Source organism: Pseudomonas sp. B26(2017), from assembly GCF_002113045.1.
GTDB lineage: Bacteria > Pseudomonadota > Gammaproteobacteria > Pseudomonadales > Pseudomonadaceae > Aquipseudomonas.
Window position 1 is genome coordinate 460,936 of the sequence record NZ_NEJJ01000001.1, and the last position, 23,476, is coordinate 484,411.

Annotated in this window: 15 protein-coding genes; 5 read left to right on the forward strand and 10 right to left on the reverse strand. The window is 62.0% G+C overall.

The window, feature by feature from the left end; genetic code table 11:
- The first annotated feature begins 302 nt into the window (after positions 1-302).
- The 4 genes from CAF79_RS01940 (at position 303) to CAF79_RS01955 (ending at position 4,514) form a co-directional block, all read left to right on the forward strand.
- Positions 303-1,451, forward strand: coding sequence for a MalY/PatB family protein (locus CAF79_RS01940; protein ID WP_085696188.1), 1,149 nt, complete (start codon positions 303-305; stop codon positions 1,449-1,451).
- Positions 1,452-1,546: 95 nt separating this feature from the next.
- A complete protein-coding gene (locus tag CAF79_RS01945) occupies positions 1,547-2,404 on the forward strand; it encodes a glucose 1-dehydrogenase (protein WP_085696189.1) in 858 nt (285 codons plus the stop codon).
- 91 nt (positions 2,405-2,495) lie between these two features.
- On the forward strand, positions 2,496-3,107 hold the full coding sequence (locus CAF79_RS01950) for a Yip1 family protein (RefSeq protein WP_085696190.1): 612 nt from the start codon (positions 2,496-2,498) through the stop codon (positions 3,105-3,107).
- 48 nt (positions 3,108-3,155) lie between these two features.
- Positions 3,156-4,514 (forward strand): sodium:proton antiporter, encoded by a 1,359-nt coding sequence (locus tag CAF79_RS01955; RefSeq protein ID WP_085696191.1) that lies wholly within the window; start codon positions 3,156-3,158, stop codon positions 4,512-4,514.
- Positions 4,515-4,527: 13 nt separating this feature from the next.
- Here CAF79_RS01955 and CAF79_RS01960 read toward each other — a convergent pair whose 3' ends face one another.
- From CAF79_RS01960 to CAF79_RS01975, 4 genes are all read right to left on the reverse strand, one after another.
- A complete protein-coding gene (locus CAF79_RS01960; RefSeq protein WP_085696192.1) occupies positions 4,528-5,064 on the reverse strand; it encodes a hypothetical protein in 537 nt (178 codons plus the stop codon).
- Positions 5,065-5,134: 70 nt separating this feature from the next.
- Positions 5,135-7,054: a PAS domain-containing sensor histidine kinase gene (locus tag CAF79_RS01965; RefSeq protein WP_085696193.1), complete on the reverse strand. Its 1,920-nt coding sequence runs from the start codon at positions 7,052-7,054 to the stop codon at positions 5,135-5,137.
- A gap of 10 nt (positions 7,055-7,064) precedes the next feature.
- A complete protein-coding gene (locus CAF79_RS01970) occupies positions 7,065-9,383 on the reverse strand; it encodes an ATP-dependent DNA helicase (protein WP_085696194.1) in 2,319 nt (772 codons plus the stop codon).
- Positions 9,380-11,032, reverse strand: coding sequence for a VRR-NUC domain-containing protein (locus CAF79_RS01975; RefSeq protein WP_085696195.1), 1,653 nt, complete (start codon positions 11,030-11,032; stop codon positions 9,380-9,382). Before CAF79_RS01975 ends, CAF79_RS01970 begins: the two co-directional genes overlap by 4 nt.
- Positions 11,033-11,227: 195 nt before the next feature.
- On the opposite strand from CAF79_RS01975, the gene CAF79_RS01980 reads away from it, so the two are divergent.
- A complete protein-coding gene (locus CAF79_RS01980; protein WP_085696196.1) occupies positions 11,228-11,452 on the forward strand; it encodes a YgdI/YgdR family lipoprotein in 225 nt (74 codons plus the stop codon).
- A 58-nt stretch (positions 11,453-11,510) separates the two neighbouring features.
- On the opposite strand, the gene CAF79_RS01985 is transcribed toward CAF79_RS01980, so the two are convergent.
- The 6 genes from CAF79_RS01985 to CAF79_RS02010 form a co-directional block, all read right to left on the reverse strand.
- On the reverse strand, positions 11,511-11,885 hold the full coding sequence (locus CAF79_RS01985) for a hypothetical protein (protein ID WP_085696197.1): 375 nt from the start codon (positions 11,883-11,885) through the stop codon (positions 11,511-11,513).
- A gap of 172 nt (positions 11,886-12,057) precedes the next feature.
- Complete coding sequence (locus CAF79_RS01990) at positions 12,058-13,911, reverse strand: polyurethanase (protein ID WP_085696198.1); 1,854 nt, start codon at positions 13,909-13,911, stop codon at positions 12,058-12,060.
- A gap of 189 nt (positions 13,912-14,100) precedes the next feature.
- Entirely contained in the window at positions 14,101-15,789 is a 1,689-nt protein-coding gene (locus CAF79_RS01995) for a polyurethanase (protein ID WP_085696199.1), read from the reverse strand.
- Between the two features lie 57 nt (positions 15,790-15,846).
- Complete coding sequence (locus tag CAF79_RS02000; RefSeq protein WP_085696200.1) at positions 15,847-18,933, reverse strand: autotransporter serine protease; 3,087 nt, start codon at positions 18,931-18,933, stop codon at positions 15,847-15,849.
- 168 nt (positions 18,934-19,101) lie between these two features.
- Positions 19,102-22,053 (reverse strand): autotransporter serine protease, encoded by a 2,952-nt coding sequence (locus CAF79_RS02005; protein WP_085696201.1) that lies wholly within the window; start codon positions 22,051-22,053, stop codon positions 19,102-19,104.
- A gap of 55 nt (positions 22,054-22,108) precedes the next feature.
- Positions 22,109-23,476, reverse strand: coding sequence for a TolC family outer membrane protein (locus CAF79_RS02010; RefSeq protein ID WP_085696202.1), 1,368 nt, complete (start codon positions 23,474-23,476; stop codon positions 22,109-22,111).

Consider the following 23,476-nt stretch of genomic DNA (forward strand, 5'->3'; position numbering starts at 1 on the left):
TGGAACCCGGTACTGGTGCCGGGTCTGTTCTGGACAATCACGGTTGCGGCACTTGAGTGCCGACTTTTTCACTGTAGACAACGTGTGGTTGGCCAGTGTGAAAACCGACCGTCGGCCGTTTGTCGGATCACCACCTCCCTGTGTGCGAGCTTGCTCGCGAAAAGCGGTGTGTCATTCAACATTGATGCTGCCTGACCAGACGCATTCGCGAGCAAGCTCGCTCCCACAGGTTTTGTGTGCTCCTTCAGGAGCACGGGCTTATCATGGCGGGCACGACCCATCTCCGCCTTCAGAGACCGCGCATGACTTTCGATTTTGATCAGGTATTCGACCGCCACGACACCGGCAGCACCAAGTGGAGCCGCTATCCGGCCGACGTGTTGCCGATGTGGGTCGCTGACATGGATTTCGCTGCGCCGCCAGTGGTCATCGAGGCGTTGCAACAGCGCCTGCTGCACCCGTTGGTGGGTTACAGCGTGGCCCAGGACAACCTGCGCGAGGCCATCGTTGCCGACCTCTGGAACAAGTTCGCCTGGCGGGTCAAACCGCAGGAGCTGATCTTCCTGCCGGGTGTTGAATCGGGTTTCAACATGGCGCTCAAGGCGCTGGTGCAGCCCCAGCAGAACGTCGTGGTGCAAACCCCGAACTACCCGCCGCTGCGCCATGCGCCGGGCCATTGGGGCCTGAACAAGGTCGAACTGGAATTCAACGCTCTGGCCGACGGCACCTACGCCACGCCGCTGGATGCCTTGCGTGAATCCCTGAAAGGTGGCGGCGCCCTGCTGCTCAGCAACCCGCACAACCCGATCGGCAAGGTCTTCGGCCGTGAAGAACTGCAAGCGGTGGCCGACATCTGCATGGCGCAGGACGCCTGGATCATCTCCGACGAGATCCACGCCGAGCTGTGCTACGACGGCCGCGTGCACATCCCGACCGCCTCCCTGAGCCCGGAGATCGCCCGTCGCACCATCACCCTGATGTCGGCGAGCAAGGCCTACAACATCGCCGGTCTCAAGACGTCGTTCATGATCATCCAGGACGCCGCCCTGCGCGAACGCGTCAACCACGCCCGTTGCGGCATGGTCGACAGCGTCAACCCGTTGGGCATGGAAGCCACCCGCGTGGCCTACAGCGAGGCCGGTCCGTGGCTGAAGGAACTCAAGCAATACCTGCAAGCCAATCGTGACTGGCTGGTAGAAGCGGTTCGCAGCCGTCTGCCCGGCGTAACGATCAACGTTCCACAAGGCACTTATCTGGCGTGGCTCGACTGCTCGGCGCTGGATCTGGACGACCCACAGAAATTCTTCCTGGAACACGCCCGTGTCGGCCTCAGCCCTGGCCTGGATTTTGGCGATCACAGCCAACAGTTCGTGCGCCTGAACTTCGGTTGCCCGCGCTCGATGCTGGAAGAAGGGATCTCGCGGATGGAGCGAGCCTTGAAGTCCCGGTAATCACGTCAGGACAAACCCAAGCGTCAATCCGATCGAACTCACTCAAGACAGGCCGGGTCAACCGGCCTACCTGACATGAGACCCGGAGATTGACGATGACGCACTATCCAAAACCCCCATTCCCGAAACAGGCACAACCGGTTCCTGGCTCCCAGCGCAAGATGGAGCCCTACCCCGATTGCGGCGAGCAAAGCTACACCGGCTCCGGTCGGCTGGCCGGCAAGATTGCGCTGATTACCGGCGCCGACAGCGGCATCGGCCGGGCGGTGGCAATTGCCTTCGCTCGCGAAGGTGCAGATGTAGCGGTCGCCTATCTCAACGAACATGAAGATGCCAAGGAAACCGCGCGCTGGGTCGAACAGGCTGGCCGCCAGTGCCTGCTGCTGCCCGGCGACATTGCCCAGAAGGCCCAGTGCCAGGCGTTGGTGGACCAAACTGTCGAGCGCTTCGGCCGCATCGACGTGCTGGTCAACAATGCAGCCTTCCAGATGACTCATGAAACCTTCGAGGAGATTCCCGACGATGAATGGGTGATGACCTTCGACGTCAACATCACCGCGATTTTCCGTCTGTGCCAGGCCGCCATCAAACACATGGGCCCCGGCGCTTCGATCATCAACACCAGTTCGGTCAACTCGGACATGCCCAAACCCACCCTGCTCGCCTACGCCACCACCAAAGGCGCCATCGCCAATTTCACCGGTGGTCTGGCCCAGATACTCGGGCCGAGGGAGATTCGCGTGAACTGCGTCGCGCCGGGGCCGATCTGGACGCCGCTGATCGTCTCGACCATGCCGGATGAAGAAGTGCAAAACTTCGGCGAGCAGACACCACTCGGCCGGCCCGGCCAGCCAGTGGAAGTCGCGCCGATTTATGTGCTGCTGGCGTCGGACGAAGCCAGCTACATCACCGGTCAGCGCTATGGCGTGACCGGTGGCAAACCCATGCTCTGATCCGCCCGCCGAAAAAAAGTGAACCGCTGGACAAGGCGACCTCTCCATACCTTCATGGCCCGTTCGGGTTGCAAGAGATCAGGAGGTCGTCATGTCCGCACCTATCGTCAAACTCTTCACCCAGCCGAACTTCGCCTGGACCGATATCCGCCGCGAAGAAGAAGCGCATCCGCGTCATTACCTCGCCCATCTGCTGTTACTGGCACTTGTTCCGGCGGTGTGCCTGTTCATCGGCACGACTTATGTCGGCTGGAGCCTGGCGGCGGGTGAAACCGTCAGGCTCAGCAGTGCCAGCGCTCTGCAGCTGAGTGTCATGCTCTACCTCACTATCGTCGTCGGTGTGGCGATCATCGGCGGTTTCATCCGCTGGATGTCGCGCACCTTCGATGCGCGGCCGACGCTCAATCAGTGCATAGGGTTCGCGGCGTATACCGTCAGCCCGTTTTTCCTCGCCGGGATCGCCGGCCTGTACCCGAGCCGTTGGCTGGCGGTACTGGTGCTGGGCGCGGCGTCGATTTATTCGACGTTTCTGCTGTTCGTTGGCCTGCCGACCTTCATGCACGAGCGCAAGGAACAGGGCTTGCTGTATTCGGCGAGCGTCTGGGGCGTTGCGCTGCTGGTGCTGGTGACGTTGCTGGTATCGATGATTCTGCTGTGGTTCAACGTGCTGACGCCGCAATACCTGCGCACGACCGCGGGTTAGGTCGGGCATGTTGCGGCGACATCGAATCGGCGCGGCGGGCCTCCCGTCGTGAGCTTCATCGTTTGGGTCGCGGTGCTCGGCGCCGTGCTGCTCATGCTTGCACTGACGTCCTCCTATCTGCGATGGATGCCGGTGACGACATCCGCGGTATGCCTGCTGTTGGGCGTCGGCATCGGGCCGGTCGGGCTTGATTTGCTGAAATTGCCGCTGGACGAAGCCTCTTTGTGGATGGAGCACCTGACCGAAGTCGCGGTGCTGTTTTCTTTGTTTGTCTGCGGTTTGAAACTGCGATTGCCGCTGCGCGACAAACGTTGGCGGATCGCATTCGGCCTGGCAGGTCCGGTGATGGTGCTGACGATCATTGGAGTCTGCCTGCTGCTGCATTTCGGCTTGAACCTGAATTGGGGCCCTTCGTTGCTGATCGGGGCGATTCTGGCGCCGACCGATCCGGTACTCGCTGCGCTGGTACAGGTCAACGATGCACGGGACGTCGACAGCGTGCGGTTCGGCCTTTCCGGCGAGGCCGGGCTTAATGACGGGATTGCCTTTCCTTTCGTGATCCTCGGGCTGTTGCTGCTGCACGGTGAAGGTTTTGCCGCCGAGTGGCCCGACTGGGTGCTACGCAGCGTGCTCTGGGCCGTGCCCGCCGGCTTGCTTTGCGGTTACTGGATGGGCCGTGGCATCGGCCGCCTGACTTTGTCACTGCGTATCCGCAACGATGACAGCACCCTCAGCCCCAACGACTATCTGGCGCTGGCATTGATCGCACTGGCTTACGTGGCGGCGGAATCCATTGGTGGCTACGGCTTTCTGTCAGTGTTTGCCGCCGGCCTGGGGTTGCGGCAGGAGGAAGTCAAATTCACCGGTGCCCACCAACCACCCGCCGAGCATCTGGTGCAACCGGTGGTCGGCCATCAGAACGTCGAACCGCAGCAGGCGGTCCATGGCGATACCGAACGACTGGAAGACAGCCAAGTGGCCGCCGGCATCATGATGGGCGACATGCTGTCTTTCGGAGGTCTGGTCGAGCGGGCGATGGAAGTGTTTCTGGTGACCCTGCTGGGCGTGGTGCTGGTCAGTCACTGGGACTGGCGGGCGTTGCTGGTCGGCGGCGTCCTGTTCTGTCTGATTCGCCCCGTTTGCGTGGCGTTGATGCCATGGGGATCGCTACTCGCGGGGCGCCAACGGTTGTTGATCGGCTGGTTCGGCATTCGAGGCATCGGCAGTCTGTTCTACCTTTTCTATGCGCTGAACCATGGACTGGACAACAGCGTGGGCACGCTGTGTACCGACCTGACCCTGTCGGTGGTGGCGCTGAGCATTCTGCTGCACGGCGTCAGCACCCAGCCGATCCTCGCCCGCTACGAGCAGCGTAAACAACCGGACAAGTCGACAGACCGCCCTTGAGCGCGGTGCCGCTTCAGCTTCCCGGGTTGGTCACCTGAATGTAGATGGCATACGTGCCGAGCAACATCCAGAACGTGGCAAAGATCCACGGCGTTCGAATGGAAAACAGCAGTGACTTGCGATAGCCCTTGTGGCTCGATTCCATCTCGCTGAACAAAGGCGATTCGTCATAAGCCAGCCCCATCAGGGGTTCGCTGCGCAGCAATTCACTCTGTTTGAAATGCCAATGATCGATGATGTCGTAAGCGGCACGAATCCCCGGCCAGGCATTGAGCGAACTGAGCATGCCAAGCAAGGCCAGAAACGGTGGCACCACCAGCGTGAACAACTTGCCCCACTCGGGGTTGAGGTTGGCCATGCAGGACGCGAAGGCAATCACCAGAAACGATTGCGCCGCCAGGTAGGCGTCGGTTCGATTGGCCAGGATGCTGGTTTCGTACTGGATCTCCCGTCGGTAGAAATCCAGCCGCTCCTTGGGTGAGCCGAACATTTTGGCGTTATGTTCGTTCAGGGTTTCTTCGGCGGTCGGCTCGGTCAATATGCGTGGCACGGTAGAGCGCTCCAGGACAAAGCGTTTGGAGGCGCCACGTCCCGGACAAGTTCAGCTCGATTGCCCCGATTCACTTCATCGACCGGGCAATGATCTCCATCAGATTCAGTTGATTGAACGGTTTCGACAGTCGTGGCAACCCGGCTGCAAAGCCTTCGAGGCGCTCGGCATAACCGGTGGCGAGGATGATCGGCAGATCCGGCTTGAGCATGCGCACGGCGTGAGCCAGTTGTGCGCCGCTCATCTGTGGCATGGCCATGTCGGTGATCATCAGGTCGATCACCTGGCCCTGATCGAACAGTTCCAGCGCCTGGGCGCCGGAAGTGGCACCGATTACCCGATGGCCAAGGTCTTCCAGCAACAGGACAGTGCTGGTGAGCACCAGACTGTCATCATCCACTACCAACACGCTGAGGCGTGGCACCGTGTCGGTGGACAAAACCGGGCCATGCGGTGTGGCGGCGACGCTGTCGATGGCTACCGGCAACCACAGCTCAGCGGTCGTACCCTGCCCCTTGGTACTTTTCAGAATGAATCGCCCGCCCAGTTGTTCGATGAAGCCGTGGACCATCGACAACCCAAGCCCGGTGCCTTTGCCCAGGCCTTTGGTGGTGAAAAACGGATCGGTCGCCGATGCCAGCGTGTCAGCGTCCATGCCTTCACCGGTATCGATCACCCTCAGGCAGACGTAACGCCCGGCCGTCATGGTCGAGTCGTTTTGTTCGAGCACAACTTCTGGCTCGGCACGGATGATGACGCTTCCGCCATCGGGCATGGCGTCGCGGGCGTTGGTCGCCAGGTTGAGCACCGCCAGTTCGAGCTGGTTGCTGTCAGCCAACACGGCTTGCAGATCATCGGGGAATTGCGTTTCGATGCGGATCCCCGGCCCCAGCGAACTGCGCAACAGCCCGGTGATGCCCTGCACCAGTTTCGGGATTTCGATCGGTTCGGTCTTGAGCTCCTGACGCCGGGCGAAAGCCAGCATGCGTTGGGTCAGCGAAACGCCGCGCAATGCGCCCTGCGTGGCGTTTTCCAGCAGACGGCTGACTTTAGGGTCGTCGCCCAGGCGTTTGCGCACGATTTCCAGGTTGCCGAGAATCACCGTCAGCAAATTGTTGAAGTCATGGGCAATGCCGCCGCTGAGTTGGCCGATGGCCTGCATTTTCTGCGCCTGGAACAGCGCTTCACGGGTTTTCTCCAGGGCCTGCTGCGCTTCGGTAGCTTCGGTGACGTCGCGGGTAATCTTGGCAAAGCCGAGCAAGGTGCCGGTGTCGCCGCGAATCGCATCGACCACCACATGCGCCAGAAACCGCGTGCCGTCCTTGCGCAGGCGCCAGCTCCTGTTCTCGAAACGGCCTTCGCTTACCGCGGTTTCCAGGGCGCGCTGGGGTTCACCCGCCTCACGGTCTTGCGGGGTGTAGAACATCGAGAAATGCTTGCCGATCACTTCATCCGGCTTGTATCCCTTGATTCGCTGGGCACCGGGGTTCCAGTTGGTCACCCGGCCTTCGGGGCTGAGCATGTAGATCGCATAGTCGGTGACGCCCTGCACCAACAGGCGGAACTGTTGTTCGCTCTGCTTGAGGGTTTCTTCGGCCATCTTGCGGTCGGTCAGGTCGCGGGTGATCTTGGCAAACCCGAGCAGTTGCCCGCTCGGGCTGAAAATCGGATCGATCACTACGTGGCACCAGAAGTGCGTGCCGTCCTTGCGGACCCGCCAGCCCTCACCCTCGAACCGGCCTTCGCGGATCGCCGTGTCCAGCGCTCGCTGCGGCAAACCTTTTGCGCGGTCTTCATCGGTGTAGAAACGGGAAAAGTGTTCGCCGAGGATTTCCGATTCTTCGTATCCCTTGAAGCGTTTGGCGCCGGAGTTCCAGCTGGTGATGATGCCATCGGGGTCGATCATGTAGATCGCATAATCGACCACCGCATCGATCAGCAAACGAAAGCGCATGTCTTCAATTGCAGCGGACTTCTTGTTCTCGCTCATCAGGCTTGGCTCAAAACAGTTTTTCAATCACCGGAGTATGCGGCAAACCGGCGGATTGGAAAGGTGCTTCTGCGAGATCGAGGTGCCACCAGCGTGGCAGCAATTGGCGGATGCGACTTTCGGCAAAGCGATCATCGATCAGCATCACCACGCCGCGATCCTGCTGGGTACGGATCACCCGCCCGGCGGCCTGCACCACTTTCTGCACGCCGGGGAACAGGTAGGTGTAGTCGTAACCGGCACCGAAGATCGCGGCCATGCGCCGCTTCATCTGTTCATTGACCGGATTGAGCTGGGCCAGCCCGAGGGTGGCGATGAATGCGCCAATCAGCCGTGCGCCGGGCAGATCGATGCCTTCACCGAACGCGCCGCCGAGCACGGCAAAACCGACGCCCTGGCTGTCGGCGGTGAATTGATCGAGAAAGTCCTGCCGCGCGCCTTCGGTCATGCCCCGGGATTGCTGCCAGCGGGTGATGTGCGGGTGCCGCTCGGCGAGCAACTGCGCGACCTGTTGCAGGTAATCGAAACTGCTGAAGAACGCCAGGTAGTTGCCCGGACGCTCACTGAACTGGCGGGCGATCAGCTCGACAATCGGCTCCAGCGATGCCTGACGGTGCGTGAAACGGGTGGAAATCCGGCTGACGATCCGCACCTGCAATTGTTCGGCGCTGAACGGCGATTCGACATCGATCCAGACGGTGTCGGCCGGCGTGCCGAGCAAGTCGGCGTAATAGTGGCGCGGGCTGAGGGTTGCGGAAAACAGCACGCTGCTGCGCGCCGCACTCAGGCGCGGGCCGATGAACGCCGCCGGCACCACGTTGCGCAGGCACAGCTGCGATAACGGTCGCTTGCGCTCGAGGTCGCGTTTGCTGATGTCGAACAGGTAATGCGCGTCGAACAGCTCTGCTACCCGGCCGAACTGCAGCATCTCGAAATAGAAGTTCTGCAACGCGCTGTCGAGCCCTTGCGGGTGATCGTTGAGGTAGTCGCCGATACTCGCCGTGCAGGAAGAAAGCGCCTGCAGCAGTTTTTCCGGCGCCTTGTCGTAGGCCTGATACGGCGCCAACTGGTCATTGTGCAGGGCGTTCCATTCACGGTTGACCCGCTGCAGCGACTTCTTCAAGGCCTCGGGCGCAGTTTTGCGCACGCTGCTCAGTGTCGCCTGATCGAGAGTGGCGCTGTACATCTGCCGACCGCGTTCGACCAGGTTGTGCGACTCGTCCACCAGCACGGCGACGTTCCATTGATTGAACTGGGCCAGGCCGAACAGCAGCGCGCTGAAGTCAAAGTAGTAGTTGTAGTCGGCCACCACCACGTCGGCCCAGCGGGCCATTTCCTGGCTCAGGTAGTAAGGACACACCGCGTGCTGCGCGGCGACGTCCCGCAGTGCAGCCTGATCCAGCAGGCGCAATTGGCTGGCGGCTTCGCGGGCAGCGGGCAAACGGTCGTAAAAACCCTGGGCCAACGGGCAGGATTCGCCGTGGCAAGCCTTGTCCGGGTGTTCGCAGGCCTTGTCCCGGGCGACCATTTCCAGCACCCGCAGGGGCAGGGTTGCGCTGTGATCGAACAGCACTTGCGCCGCATCCAGCGCCAGTTTGCGTCCGGGTGTCTTGGCGGTGAGGAAGTAAACCTTGTCCAGTTGCCGCGGCGCCAACGCCTTGAGCATCGGAAACAGGGTACCGAGTGTCTTGCCGATCCCGGTCGGCGCCTGGGCCATCAGACAGCGACCGGTGCTGACAGCCTTGAACACCGATTCGGCGAGGTGACGCTGGCCGGGGCGAAAGGCGGCATGGGGAAAACCCAACTGCTGCGCCGCACGGTTGCGCGCTTCGCGGTGGGCCATTTCCTGTTCGGCCCACGCCAGAAACAAACCGCACTGTCGTTCGAAGAACTGCCGCAGCGCTTCGGCGCTGAACGCCTCGACCAGACAGGTTTCCTTTTCCGTGACGATGTCGAAATACACCAGCGCCAGATTGATCTGCTCAAGCTGCAATCGACAGCACATCAACCAGCCATAGATTTTCGCCTGGGCCCAATGCAGTGAACGATGATTGGCCGGTTGTTTGCTCAAGTCGCCGCGGTAGGTTTTGACTTCTTCCAGGCAGTTCTGCGTCGGGTCGTAGCCGTCCGCCCTGCCCTTGACCTTCAATGGCCCGAATGCGCCCTCCAGCGCCACTTCGCTCTGGTAGGCGTCGTTGCGCCGGGACGCCACCGTACGATGCCCGGCAATCCCCTCCAGCGCGGTCGGTGACGGGGTGAAGCGCAAGTCGAGGTCACCGGTTTTGGCGGTGAATTCGCACAACGCCCGCACCGCGATGCTGTAGCTCAAGCGCCCTGCTCCGCCCATTGCACGTAACACACGGCGACCGGCATCCGGTGCGTATGGCAGAACTCCAGCCAGCGCAATTGGTTGTCCTGCAAGCGATCGCCCGGGCCTTTGACTTCGATCATCCGGTAGGTCTTGTGCTGCGGCCAGAACTGGATCAGGTCTGGCATGCCGGCGCGATTGGCCTTGATGTCCAGCAGCAGACGGCTGAACCAGTGCTTGAGGTGTTCGGCCGGCAGACAGGCCAGCGCCTGCTCCAGCAGCTCTTCATTGAGCGCGCCCCAGAATACGAACGGCGACTGCACGCCCCATTTGGCGGCGAACCGCGCGCGGATGGTGTCGGCATAGCGGCCATCGTCGAGTTCGGCCAGACAGGCCTGAAACAGCTGCGCACGACGCAGCTGGAAGTCCTCGTTGAGCAGATCCACCGGCCCGCGCTGAAACGGGTGAAAGAACGCGCCCGGCAATGGCGCGAAGATCGCCGGCCAGCACAGTAGGCCGAACAATGAATTGATCAGGCTGTTTTCCACGTAATGCACCGGGCCCGTTTCTTCGTGCAGGTGCGCCTGAACGTGATATTCCACCGACAACGCCGGATCCAGACGCGGCAGGTGCAGATCCAGCCGTTCCACCAGACCGGGCGCTGTGCGTTTGATCGGTGGCCCGCCGAGCTTGCGCCGCAAGCGCGGCAACAGCCGTTGCAGGCCCTGCTGTTCGGTAGCGGTTTGCGGCGCTTGCTCGGCAATCACCGCCAGTTCCAGCGCCAACGCATATTCGGCGCTGCGCTCCAGCACGCGGATCATCCGCAATCGGGCGCCGGGATAGGCGCAATCGCGATAGATCCTAAGGGCCAGGGCGAATTCGCCGATGCGCTCGCAGTATTGGCCGATCTGGAACAACAGCTTGCCGCGTCGGCGTTGCAGCCACGGGTTGTCGAAATGCAGCGCCGCGACCTGTTCGACGATCGGCTCCAGCGGCTCGCCGGCCTCGAAATACAACTGGCAGTCATGCAGAAACAGACAGGCATCGACGTCGGCACGACTACGCAGGCCCCGGGAGTCGGCGCTGAATTCGACTTTTTCGTAGGTGAAGATGCCAAGGTCGGCGAGCACGAACTCCGACCAGTCCTGATACAGGTTGCCGAAAAACATCAGGCGAAAACGGTCGCACAGCTGCATCAGCGTCAGGCTGAACAGCCGATCCGCCAGCGTCGGGCACCACTGCCTGAAACTGCGGGGTTCGGGAAATTGTTCGTGCAGCAGCGGCAGCCAGTCGACTTTCTTGCCTCGTGGCTGGTCGATGGCCGGGCCGAAGGCTTGCAGGATCTCGGCCTTGAGCAACACCTCGAACAGATCCGCCATCGCCAACGGCGCCTGCTCATCGAGCCAGCCATGCTCCAGCAGCGGTTGCGCCGCTTCGGCGATGTCGCCTATTTCCGGATAATTCAGCTTGCCGGCGCGAAAATGCACGCCCTTGCGCATGACCATCCGCACCAGCAAACCCTGGGATCCGCGCGGCAGTGCCTTGAAGTCGTGGATGAAGGCGTGCTCGGCTTCGTTCATGACGTCGGCGTAGCGAAGCTCAAGCCAATCAAGCACCTGGCGGAAGTTGTTGAGGTAATAGAACGGGTCGTCGAGGGGATTGGCAGTCACGGTGAATTCAGGGCCATGGCAAGCGAGTACTGGTTATGCGTACAGATACCAGCCAGCCCCCGCAGGTGCAAACGGAAAAAGATCAGTGGCACCTCCGGTGTGGTTTTTTTCAGGTGGCCATCGAACTTTTCCGGGCGCAATGGCACCAACCGCGTTAGAGGCCGACATTGGTCGAAATGAACAGGAATGCTGCTTATGAAAATCAAGACTCTCGGGATCCCGTTGGCTGTTGCGGCGCTGTTGGCACTGGCCGGCTGCTCTACCCAGACGGTAGTCACCTTGCAGAACGGCACCCAATACCTGACCGAAGACATGCCCGACACCAAAACCGAGGATGGCTTCTATGAGTTCAAGGATATTTCCGGCGCCAAGGTGCGTGTACGTGCAGACGAAGTAGCCACGGTGCGCAAGGAAGACTGACCGCGACCCCATCAAAAAAGGCTGCGTTCCTGTTGGAGCGCAGCCTTTTTTACATTTGTCAGCGGGGTAACGCCATGCCCGGGACGGAGCCATCGCAGTTCAACGCTCGCTCGCCGCGCCGGACCATTTCTTCCTGCAAGCGCTGGCAACGTTGGCGTTCCTGCTGCGCCATGCGGTCGATGCTCAGGTTACCGGTCATTTCCGGTTCATGGTCTTCGCCGATGCGAATCGTCACGAACGGTTGTTCGGGCTGGATATAAAAGCGGCTTTTCTCTTCAACGGGTTTGACGTCATCACTGTCGGCCGGTTTTGGCAGTTGATCGGTGGTGACGCCATAGCGGCTCAGAATCGAGCTGTGAGGCAGATCGGCCCAGGCACTGGCCGACAGCAGCGCCAGTCCCGTCATACCGATAAACCTCTTGAAACCTTTCACGTGTGAATCTCCTGTACTCGTTGGCGACCTTTGGATGACGAACGTTGCCGTCATGACTTTAGGCCGCATTTCCTGTTGGTGCAGGGATTGGAGTCAGGGAATGGCGGGTGAGTCACTTTGGATATGGGAAGGTTTGATGGGGAGAGAGCTTGCTCCCTCCCCACGCTTGCCGTCAGGCGATCACAATCCCGTCGGCACTCAAGCTGTTCAATGCAACCCCGACCAGCGTCACCGAATCAGCGCCGAATTTCAGCACCGTATCCTGTCCCACCGCCGTGGCATGAGCGCGGAAGTCGTCGCCCGGCAGCACCCCCTGCACGCCGAGGAACACCAGTTTGTCATTGGCGGTGTAACCCAACACGCGATCCTGACCGAACGCGCCGCTGAACAGGAAGGTATCCGCCCCGCCGCCCGACTCCATCAGGTCATTGCCGGCGCCGCCGACGAACACGTCGTTGCCCGCTCCGCCAATCAAGTGATCGTTGCCGTCAAGGCCGAACAGCCAGTCACCGCTGGCCTTGGCCTTGAGGGTGTCGGCGCCGCCGGTGCCTTTCACGCTCGACTCGTACTGAGTGACATTGTTGCCGACCTTCAAACCGGTCGCGGTGACGCTGTGGGTCACGTCATCCTTGAACAGGCCCCAGAGAAAACCCGGCTCCTTGGTGACGATGCTGCCGATATCGCGGGTGATGCTGATGCCGCCGTTGGCATCGCGGATGTACAGGTTGCCGGCGCCGTCGTTGGCGAAGTCGTAGGTATTGACCGACTTCTGCAACTCCAGAGTGTTGTTGCCCGAGCCGCCGAGCAGAATGTTGTAGCCCCCGCCATCGCGGAACGTGTCGTTGCCGGCGCGGCCTTCCAGATAATCGTTGCCGCTGCCGCCCTGGATCAGGTCGTTGCCGTCGCTGCCGATGATGAACGTGCTGCCCTTGTGGGTTTCGGCGTTGCGGTTCAGGTCCTGTACCCAAGTGTTGGCCCGCGCCGGGTCCGACAGGTTGGCGACGATGATCGTCGAGTCCTTGCTGGTCAGGTCGTAGAACTTCGACTCGATCACCCGGTTCATGCCATCCCCATAAGCGGTCGGCAGGTGCGAGATCCAGGTCGGAATGTTGATGATCGAGAACGGCAGCACGTTCCACGCCGCCGAGGCGTAGTGGTCGTTGAAGCTGACGATGTTATCGGTCGCCGACTCCTTGGGCGCGTCGTGCACGCCGAGGGATGCACCGGTGAAGGTCGAGCCGTCGAGGGCGCGGAACACCGGGTCGTTTTCGTAGCCGACGTTGAGCACCTTGTCGGTGCTGCTCTGTGTCGGCGAGGCGTAGGCGATGTAGTTGGAATCCTGGAAGAACCCACCCCATCTGCTGGTGCTCAAATCCGCCATGCTGTTGACCGCCAGCCCGCCCAGGCTGTGACCGCTGACCAGCACGTCCTTGCCGGTCAGGCCGTGGGCCTTGGCGAACGCCACCACATCGTTCATCAGGTTGCCGAAGGCTTCGCCGACGTAGTTTCTGGCGTAATCCTTGGGCCCGAATGCGGCGAGCAAGTCGTTGATCACGTCACCGATCGAGTCACTGATCAGGATTTCCCGTGGGCCGCTGGTGCCGCGAAAGGCGATGCCGATCTCGGTGAGATGGCCCTGAGCGTCGTATTTGCCGAGGATTTCCACCTGGGCGCTGGTGTAGCCGGCCTTTTCGCCGAAGAAGGTGCCGCGGGCATCGGTCTTGCCCTCGTAACCCAGTTGCGAGGCGGTGATCGGGGTCCAACCGGCTTTTTTCACCGCATCAAGCGCGGCTTTTTCCGAGTCGGGGTTCCACGGAATGCCGGGGATCACCCCCTGGGAATCCGTACCGCCGATCAGCGCGGTGACCAGCGTGGCCGGCAAACCGAGGCCGAAGCCGTTGTGCTGATAACCGACGGCAAAGCCGTTATCGAGGTTGTGGTAGGAATACAGCGTGATGGCCATGGCGTCGCTGAACAGCGCCTTGGAATCCGCCGTACCGAAATTCTTGTAGTCATACACACCCATTGCTGTTGCCTCTCTTTTTGTTGGAATTGTTCAGAGATAGCTCACAACCAGAACGCCCCTCCCGAGGCGCCCCGGAGCATTTACTACACAGTGACAATGTGGGAGCTTGCTCGCGATAGCGGTCTGTCAGTTACCGGTTGGGTGACTGACACGCCCTCTTCGCGAGCAATCTCGCTCCCACAAGGTTTGTCAGGCGAAGACGAAACTCGAATCCGACAGATTAGCCACACCGACCCCGACCAGCGTCACGGCAAAATCGCCAATCTTCAGCACGGTATCGCTTCCGGACTGCGACGCGTGTTGCTTGTAGTCGTAGCCCTGCCCTGCGCCTTCGACGCACATGAACACCAGTTTGTCGCTGCCCTGGTAGCCATTGATCGCGTCGAAGCCAAACGCGCCGCTGAACAGGAAGGTATTGTTGCCACCCACCGCGCTCATCACGTCATTGCCGGCGCCGCCGACGAAGGTCACGTGGGCCTTGTCGCTTTGCAGGTGATCGTTGCCGCCCAGGCCGAACAGCCAGTCGCCGTCAGCGGTGGCTTTGAGGGTGTCGCCCATCGCGCCCCCGCTGAGCGAGTGGTTGTACTGGGTCAGTTCGGAACCGTTGGCCAGGCCTTTGGCGGTGACGGTCCAGGTGATGTCCTTGCTGCCCCACCACGACCCCGACTCCTTGCTCACCAGCGCGCCGATGTCGCGGGTCATGCTGATGCCGCCGTAGGCGTCACGCACGTACAGCGTGCCGTCGCCGTCGTTGGCGAAGCTGAAGTTCTGCAACGGCTTTTGCAGCTCGAAGGTGTTGTGGCCCTGGCCGCCGAGCAGGATGTTGAAACCGCCATCGTCACGGAAACGGTCATCGCCACCCCGGCCTTCCAGAAAGTCGTTGCCCGCCCCGCCCTTTAGCCAGTCGCCGCTGTCGGTGCCGATGATGAAGGTACTGCCGGTGTGCGGCTCGCCGCTGCGGCCCAGATCCTCGACCCAGGTCTTGCCCCGCGACGCTTCCTCAAGGTTGGAGACGATGATCGTCGAATCCTTGTGCGTCAGGCCGTAGAACTTCGACGCGATCACCCGATTCAGGCCGTCGGCATACCCCAGCGAGCTGTGGGCCGACCAGTTCAGCGGATTGGCGATGCTGAACGGCACCAGGTTCTGCGCGGTGGACGCGTAGTTGTCATTGAAGTTGACGATGTTGTCGGTGGTCGAATCGTGCGGTTTGTCGTGCTTGCCCATCGACGCGGTACTGAACGTGGTGCCGTCGAGCACGCGGAACACCGGATCATTCTCATAACCGATGTTCAGCACGTTGGTGCCGGTGCTGCTCTGGGTCGGCGAGGCGAACGAAATGTAATTGGCATCCTTGAAGAACCCGCCCCAGTTGCTCGCGCTCAACTCCGCCACGCTGTTGACCCCGAGACCGCCGAGGCTGTGGCCGCTGATCAACACGTCCCTGGCCGCGATGCCATGGGCGACGGCGAAAGCAGCCACCGATTTGAGCAGATTGTCGAAGGCGTTTTTCGCGTACTGGGTGGCGTAATCCGTCGGGCCGATGGCGGCCAGCAGATTGTTTTTCATGTCGCCAAAAGTGTCGCTGTAACCCAGCCCGCCGGTGCCCCGGAAGGCCACACCGATGCCGATCAGCTTGCCCGCGGCGTCGTACTTGCCGAGCACTTCGGCTTCGGCACTGGTGAAGCCGTCCTTCTCGCCGAAGAACGTGCCCTGCGCCCCGACCTTGCCCTGATAGCCCAGCGCCGTGGCGCCGATCGGCTTCCAGCCGGTGCCGGGCAAAGCCTGCCCGGTCGGCGTGTAGGCATACAGCGTCAGGGCGATGGCATCGCTGTAAAGCGCTTTGCCGTCGGCATTTTTGTAATCGAACAGTCCCATGTTGTGCTCTCTCTTCCTTTCAAAAACGGCAGTTCTCTGAAGAACTGCCGTTACACCCTAGAACTGCCAGTCCAGCGTCAGGCCCACACCGTGATCCTTTTCGTTGGAGCCGATCAGCCCGTTGTAGTCCAGGTTGACCCGGACATCGCGATTGAGCGCCAGCCCGGCGCGCACGCCGACCACCGCTGCATCCCGATCCATCGACACACTTTGCACGGTGAACGCACTGTTGCCATTGACGAAAGCCAAGTGACTGTCGGAGTCCACGCTGCTCAAGTTGTGCTGCCAGCCCAGGCTCGCGCCCAGTTCCAGCTGGTGTTTCTCCGACACGGCAAAGGTACGTTTGGCCCGCACACCGAGGGTCGACAACACCACGTCGCGGTTGTCTTCACCGCCTTTCAGTGCGGCGGCATCACCCTTCTCGGTGAAGCTGTCGCTGTTGAGGTGCACGTAGGCCAGATTGGCGAACGGCTCCAGGTTCATCGGCTGCAGGCCCAGGTCGTAGGCCGCTTCGGTAAACAGTTGCGCGGTGGTCGCATCACGCTTGGTTTTCTGTTTGCCGCTGACGCCGCCGAACTGCAGGTCACGTTTGACGTCGATGCGATGCCAGCTGTAGGCCGCACCGACGGTCAGACGCAGCGCATCGATCTGATGTCCCAGGTATGCACCCAAGTGATAGCTATCGACCGAGGCAGACGAATGCGTACCCTCGCCCATGCTCAACGAGCTGTCGCTATAACCGGTAACGAAACCCAGACGGGTATCTTCAGCGATCAAGCCGTCGACGCCGGCCAGCAGGCCGCCGATGGAGCTGGTGGAATCGGCGTATTTCGATCCGCCATCGCTCTTGCCCCATGAACCCAGCACTTTGACCCAGGCATTGCTGCGGTCATCGGTCGGTGCATTGGCATCAAACACATCCCGCTCACGCAGACGTTCGCCCACGGCATCGCGCAGGTAGCGGCTGTCGTTGATCAGCAGCGTGCCGATGGCCGGATGAATCTCGCCGGACAGTTGCTGGAAGGCATCCTGCGCAGCGGCCGCCGACGGCGACAGCAACAGGGTTTCAAACAACGCATTGCCGGCGCCGAGGCGCTCGGCGGCAGCACCGACCGCGCGCTGGTTCGGGGTCAGGCCAACGCTGGCGAACGAGGCGCCGTTACGTCCGACGTCCAGTTGCACACCGCTCGCCGAGTAAGCCAGGGTGCCGCCAAGGAACGCGTAGTCGGGCAACACTTGTCCGAACTGCCCTTCAATCCCGCCCGCTGCCTGCAAGATGTTGAACCGGGTGCCGAGCAGGCTTTTCACTTCGCCCGTGGTCAACAGCGTCGGGCTGTTTTCCAGCGACATGGTCACGGTTGCGCCTTCGATCACCGCTTTGCCGCCGGCGACGATGCGGTCGCTGCTGGTCGGCGACACTTCCACCGCATAGGTCGAACCCGGCGCGAAGGTCACATCACCGGCCACGTTCAGGGTGCCGATGGAATTGCCCGGCGCCACGGTGCCGCCGCGGTTGGCGGTCAGCGCGGCGATCCGGCCGTTACCGCCGAGAATACCGCCGTCATTGACCGTCACCGCCGATTGCAGCGAGCCATTGATTGCCAGTCGACCCTGATTGACCAGAGTCGGGCCGCTGTAGGTGTTGTTGCCGGTCAGCACCAGAGTGCCGATGCCTTGCTTGGTCAGACCGCCATGGCCGGAGATGTCGTTGCGCCAGGTGTCGAGCCCGCAGGTGATGTCGTTGCACACGCGCTCGGTGGGCTTGCCCGCATCGATGATCGCGCCGATGCCCGGCAGATCGGCCACGAACTGGCCGGAACCGTAAGCACCCTGGATGCGGAATTCTTCGGGGATGTCCTGCTCGGTGACGAACATCGCCGGGCCGTCGATGCCCTTGCGCAAGTTGATCATGCCCCAGCCATACAGGGCGTCGATGCCCGGTGCGCCGAGGTCGGTCGCAGTGGTGCGCAATACGCTGGCGACCTGATCGCCGGACATGTACGGGAAGCGCTCCATCAGCACGGCGATGGAGCCGGCCACGTGCGGCGCGGCCATCGAGGTGCCGTTGTAGTTCTTGTAGCCGGTGGTCAGGTTGTCGGCGTTGGTGCCTTCGATGATCGAGCTGAAGATTTTCGTACCCGGTGCCGAGACGCAGAAACTCGCGGTGTAGCCGCAGCGCGAAGAGAACGTACTCATGATGTACGGATTGGCACTGGCCAGATCCGGGTTCTTTTGCAGGGCGGCGACGGTGATCCAGTTCGGCGCGATATCCGGCACGAAGTAGCCGAGGCCGGCAATGGCGTCCGGGTTGTTCAGGTTGTAGTCGTTGCCCGCTGCGAAAATCGTCACGATTCCGCTGCGTGCGGCAGCGATTGCGCCGTCGTAGGCGCCGCCGGGTCTGGTGCCCAGCAGTGTGCGGATTTCGTTGAACTGCACTTGCGCGTCGTTGACGGTGAAATGCGGATACGCCGGGTCACGGCCGCCGAGGTCGAAGCGGTCGGTGATGCCGATGCCCCAGCTGTTGTTGATGATCCGTGCGCCGCTGGCGATCAGCGCATCCCAGCCGGCCTTGTACACCGCGCCGTCATTGCCGCGCACGATGCCGTCTTCCGGGCCCGGGTCGCCGTTGTCGGCGCTGATGATCTGCGCGCCGAACGCCACACCATGCATCGGCCCGCCGTCACGGCTGCCGGCGGCAATACCGCCGACGTGGGTGCCGTGGGCGCCGAGCTTGCCGTCGGAACCGACCGAGGGCGAACCGTCATAGCGGAACGCGTCCCCGGCTTTGACCGGGATGTACGGGTCGGTGTATTCGCGGATCCCCGAGGTGACCAGGGTGATGACCTTGTTGCTGCCGGAAAACTCCGGGTGCGCGGCGTAGACCGGCTGGTCGAAAATTCCCAGTTTCACGCCTTTGCCGGTGTAGCCGGCGGCGTAGGCGAAATCCGCACCGATGGCGCCCAGGCCCCAGTCGGCCTGGAATTCGGCGCTGCGCCAACTGTCCGGATCCCCTGCCCGACCGCTTTCCACGTAGGGCGCGGCGTGTGCGCTGCCCCAGGTGGCCAGCGCGCAGAGCAAAGCGAAATTGAGAGTTTTCAGGCGAAAGCATCCACCCGATTGCGCGGGTGTGTTGTTGTTTTTCATCCAGCGACCTTCCTTAGTGATGTTGCACAAAAATCCGTGTATTCAGCCTCGTGATCGTTCCCACGCTCTGCGTGGGAATGCCTCTAGGGACGCTCCGCGTCCAGTGACGCGGAGCGTCACGGTCTGCATTCCCACGCGGGAGCGTGGGAACGATCATCTCTCGGTGAGTCAGAACTGCCAGTTCAGGCTCAGGCCCACACCGTGCTGCTTCTCGCGGCTGGCCAGTTGTCCGGTGTAATCAAGGTTGATCCGCACGTCGCGGGTCAGCGCCAGGCTGGCCTGCACGCCGACCTGCGCAGCGTCGCGCACCAGTGGCGAGCTTTCGACCGTGTACGGCGTACTGCCGCTGGCGAAGCGCAGATGCTGTTCGGAGTCGATGTCGGTCAGGCTGTGCTGCCAGCCCAGATGGCCGCTCACTTCCAGTTTCTGCGCAGACGGCAGGTCAAAAGTCTTGATCGCCCGCACGCCGAGGGTGCTCAACACTGCGTCGCGCTGATCGTCGCCGCTGTGCAGCGCGGCGGCGTCGCCCTTCTCGGTGAAGCCGTCGGTGTCGAGGTGTACGTAGGCCAGGTTGGCGAACGGCTCCAGGGCCAGCGGTTGCAGGTTCAGCCGATAAGCTGCCTCGCCGAACACTTGAGTAGTGGCGGCATCGACCTTGGCTTTCTGCCTGGCGCTGAAGTCGCCGTACTGCAAATCACGTTTCACATCGGCGCGATGCCAGCTGTAAGCGGCGCCGGTGCTCAGACGCCAGGCACCGATGTCGTGTCCGGCGTAGGCGCCGAGGTGGTAGCTGTCGACCTTGGCCGAGGAATGCGTGCCCGAGCCCATGCTCAGCGAACTGTCGCTGTAACCGGTGACCAGACCGATGCGTGTTTGCTCGTCCAGCGCGCCGTCGACACCGGCCAGCAAGCCACCAATGGAGGTGCTGTAACTGGCGGTGTCCTGGCGCGAATCGGTGCTGCCCCACGCGCCCAACGCCTTGATCCAGCCGTTGTTTTGCGTGGCTTGGGCATCGTGCAGGCGTTCGCCGATGGCGTCGCGCAATTGCCGACTGTCGTTGATCAGCACCGAGCCAAGGGCCGGGTAGATTTCACCGCTCAACTGTTGAAAGGCTTGTTGGGCGTCACTGGCGGTGGCCGACAAAAGAAGGCTTTCGTACACGGAATTGCCCGCCCCCATGCCTTCCACGGCGGCGCCCACGGCGCGCTGATTCGGGGTCTGGCCGACACTGACAAAGGATGTCCCGTTGCGCTCGATATTCAAGCCAATACCGTTGTCGCTGTAGGCCAGGCGGCCACCGATAAACAGGTAATCCGGCAGCACCGCACCGAACCGACCCTGAATGCCGCCGGCTGCTTGCAGAATGTCGTACTGCTGGCCGAGCAGGCTTCTGGCCTCGGTGGTGCTGAGCAAGGTCGGGCTGTTTTCCAGCGATAGGCTCACGGTGGCGCCGTTGATGGACGCGGTGCCGCCGGCGACGATGCGGTCGCTGCCGGTGGGAGACAACTCCACGGCGTAGGTCGAACCCGGCGCAAAGCTCACGTCACCGGCCACGTTCAACGTGCCGATGGAATTGCCCGGCGCCACGCGGCCGCCACTGTTGGCGGTCAACGCGCCGATTCGCCCGGAACCACCGAGGGCGCCGCCGTCATTGACGGTCACGGCCGAGGTCAGCGAACCGTTCACCGTCAGCAGGCCGCCATTGACCGTGGTCGGCCCGCGATAGCTGTTGTTACCGGTCAGAATCAGTCGCCCGTCGCCGGACTTGATCAAACTGCCTTGATAAACCCGAGTGGAAGCCGCTGCATCACGGGCCATGCCCACGGCGTAATCGGTCTGATCCTGCTGAGTGGCGCCTGCCGGCAGGCCGTTCTGCCAGCCTTTGCTTTGCAGTGTCTGCTGCCAGGCGCTGCGCTCGGCGAGGTCTTCGCTCTGGCGCTGGATCAGTGCTTTGTCGCTGATGTCGTTGCTCCAGACATCGCTCTGCCCGGCCGCCAGATTAGCGCCGAACGCCCCGAGCAACTGCCCTGGCCCGCGCATCGCCCGGTACAGGTTGGCCACGCCCCAGCCGACTCGCTCGGTGGGCGCATCGGTCACCGAACCGTCGAGTTGGGTGGCGGTAGTCAGCAGCACTTCGAGCGCCTGCTGATTGTTCATGTACGGATAACGTTCCATCACCAGCGCCAGCGCCCCGGTGGCATGCGGCGCGGCCATCGAGGTGCCGGACTTGATCGCATAACCGCCGTCGGGAATGGTGCTGTCGATTTTCGCCCCCGGCGTGGTGATACACCAATACTTGGCGATCCCGCACTGGTTGTACTTCTGCTGATTGCTTTGATCGAGCCCCGAGACTGCCAGCCAGTGGCCTTCCAGATCCGGCTGAAAGTACGGCAGCGCCGAACGGACGCTGGCGTTCGGATAGCCACTGTTGCCGGCGCTGAACACGTTGATCACGCCGCGACGGGAAACGTCCGCCGCCGCATCGAGCCAGGTGCCTTTGTTCCAGTGCTGGGCGTACGCGGCGTGCAGGTCCGCGAGGGTTCGGTAGCTGACATCCGGCGGCTGGCTGCCCCAACTGTTGTTGATCGCCCGCACGCCGGCATCGGCCAGGGCGTCGTACACCGCTTTGAAGTAGCGCGGATCAGGATTGGGGCCGAACAGAAAACTGTCGTTCTTGTTGGTGTTGCCGACGTAGATTTGCGCGTTGTACGCCACGCCATGCATGCCGGTGCCATCGCGGGACGCGCCCATGGTGCCGACCACGTGGGTACCGTGGGAGTCGTTGTTCGGGTTGAGGGTGCCGTTGACGTTGAACAGCGAGCCGTCAAGGTAGCTGCCGCTGGCCAGCACCGGGTGATAACGGTCGCTGGCGAATTCGGGATGGGCGGCGTCGAAACCGGAGTCCAGCGCGCCGATCTTCACGCCCTTGCCGGTAATGCCGACGGCGTAGGCCTGATCGGCCTGCATCCGGCCCAGGCCCCAGTCACGCAGAAATTCGGCGCTGCGCCAACTGGCGGGATCGCCGGGCTTGCCGGCGTCGAGGTATTGAGCCTGGGCCGGGTTTGCAGAAATCACAAGCAGCAGGGTGCCGACCGAAATCGGCTTGATGCGTACGTCCATGTTCACCACTCTTTTTGTTGTTTTGGGTTGAAGCTTTTGCGTAAACGCTACAGCGTCATTGTGTTCGTGGGCCTTGTCCGAAGGCCTCATCCACCCGCGCCAGATCCTGTTCGCTCAAGGTGCCCGCGTAGTAATGCAATTTGGTCCAGGCCATGAGGTAGTCATAGCGTGCCTGGGCCAGGTCGCGGCGGGTGGTAAACAGTTGTTGCTCGGCGTTCAGCGCGTCGAGGTTGGTCCGCTCGCCGCCGAGAATGCTTTGCCTGGTCGACACCACCAGCGCTTCGGCCGAGGTCAGGGCCTTTTGATAGGCGCGCAATTTGCTGACTCCGGAAAGGCAGGCACTGAACTGGCGGCGCAATTCGATCAGCGTCTCGCGGGTCTTGCCGTCCAGTTCGTACTCGGCCTGCTCCATGGTGCGGCTGGCCTGACGGGTCGAGGCTGATACCCCGCCGCCGGCATACAACGGCACGCTGACTTCGAAACCGATGGTGTTGGTTTCGTAACGCTGGTTATAGGTGTTGCCGCTTTCCGACTCGTTCTGGCGCATCGTGGCGTAGGCACTGACTTTCGGCAGATGCCCGGCGCGATTGCGCTCGACTTCGTAACGCGCCACTTCCACGGCCTGACGCTGGGACGCAAGGTTCGGGTTGTTGCTGATCGCCAGTTCGTGCCAGGTGTCGTAGTTGGCCGGCATCAGGGCGAAGGTCTGGAAGTTCTGATCCAGCGGCGCCAGATCACTGATGTCCACCGCCGGCACCCCGACGAGTGCGCCCAGTTCCCGCAACGCAGCGTCCTGCTCGTTGCGCGCCTCGATTTCCTCGGCGGTCGCCAGTTCGTAACGCGACTCGGCTTCGAGGATGTCGGTGCGGGTGCCCTCGCCCTGCTTGAACATGTGCTCGTTTTGCTGGAACTGCTGCTCGTACGCCTTCTTCTTGGCCTGCGCGATGTCGATCTGATCCTGGGCAAACAAGGCCTTGGTGTAGTTATCCAGTACGCGAACCAGCAGTTCCTGGCTCTTGCCGCGAAAGTTCTCATCGGCAAACAGCGACTGGGCCACGCCCTTGCGATACGCCGCGTAGGCTTCGTAGTCGAGCAACGGCTGCTGCAGGGTCAGGCTCGAGCCGTAACTGCTGTAGTTGCGGTCATCGGTGCGGTTGCGCGCGCGTTCGTCAAGGGACGTGGCCTTGGACGAGTTGCGACCCTTGTTGTAGTTGTAACCCAGTTTCGGCAACAGGCCGGCGCGGCCGATGGCACGGTTTTCGAGGCCTGCGTCGCGTTCCTTGATCGCCCCGAGGAACACCGGGTCATTGCGCAACGCCTGTTCGTAGATTTCGAACGGCCCCATGGCCGCCACTGCGCTGTTGCCCGCGAGCAGCGCGAACGCTGCCGCCAGCATGGAAAGCTTATTCATACAGCCGAACAT

Bases quoted from the DNA above. Each gene is read 5' to 3' on its own strand.
- CAF79_RS01990 (WP_085696198.1), bottom strand. From the start codon at position 13,911: ATGGGTGTGTATGACTACAAGAATTTCGGTACGGCGGATTCCAAGGCG.
- CAF79_RS01945 (WP_085696189.1), top strand. From the start codon at position 1,547: ATGACGCACTATCCAAAACCCCCATTCCCGAAACAGGCACAACCGGTT.
- CAF79_RS02005 (WP_085696201.1), bottom strand. From the start codon at position 22,053: ATGGACGTACGCATCAAGCCGATTTCGGTCGGCACCCTGCTGCTTGTG.
- CAF79_RS01995 (WP_085696199.1), bottom strand. From the start codon at position 15,789: ATGGGACTGTTCGATTACAAAAATGCCGACGGCAAAGCGCTTTACAGC.
- CAF79_RS01940 (WP_085696188.1), top strand. From the start codon at position 303: ATGACTTTCGATTTTGATCAGGTATTCGACCGCCACGACACCGGCAGC.
- CAF79_RS02000 (WP_085696200.1), bottom strand. From the start codon at position 18,933: ATGAAAAACAACAACACACCCGCGCAATCGGGTGGATGCTTTCGCCTG.
- CAF79_RS01950 (WP_085696190.1), top strand. From the start codon at position 2,496: ATGTCCGCACCTATCGTCAAACTCTTCACCCAGCCGAACTTCGCCTGG.
- CAF79_RS02010 (WP_085696202.1), bottom strand. From the start codon at position 23,476: ATGTTCGGCTGTATGAATAAGCTTTCCATGCTGGCGGCAGCGTTCGCG.
- CAF79_RS01965 (WP_085696193.1), bottom strand. From the start codon at position 7,054: ATGAGCGAGAACAAGAAGTCCGCTGCAATTGAAGACATGCGCTTTCGT.
- CAF79_RS01980 (WP_085696196.1), top strand. From the start codon at position 11,228: ATGAAAATCAAGACTCTCGGGATCCCGTTGGCTGTTGCGGCGCTGTTG.